The organism is Phosphitispora fastidiosa (genome assembly GCF_019008365.1).
In the GTDB taxonomy this organism is placed as follows: Bacteria; Bacillota; Thermincolia; order Thermincolales; family UBA2595; genus Phosphitispora; species Phosphitispora fastidiosa.
Genome location: NZ_JAHHUL010000212.1, coordinates 1 through 237 on the forward strand (window position 1 = coordinate 1; position 237 = coordinate 237).

Annotated in this window: 1 pseudogene; it reads right to left on the minus strand. The window is 65.8% G+C overall.

From position 1 onward, the window contains the following. Positions 1-237, minus strand: a pseudogene (locus Ga0451573_RS20150) (hypothetical protein); the annotation flags it as partial.

Genomic DNA, 237 nt, shown 5'->3' on the forward strand with positions numbered 1-237 from the left:
GCTCGCCGATGCGATCCTTTCCGGCGGGGAATGGATTTCCTCGGTGGAGCTCGAGAATGCGGTGATGGAACTGCCGGAGGTCGCCGAGGCGGCGTGCATCGGCGTGCCGGTCGATGATGGTGAGGTAGCCGTCGTCGGAGACGTGGGCGATGTCCCCGGTGCGGAACCAGCCGTCGTCGAAGCTCTTGTCTTGTTCCGGGTCGGCGTTGAGATAGCTGCCGGTCACGTAGGGGCCCG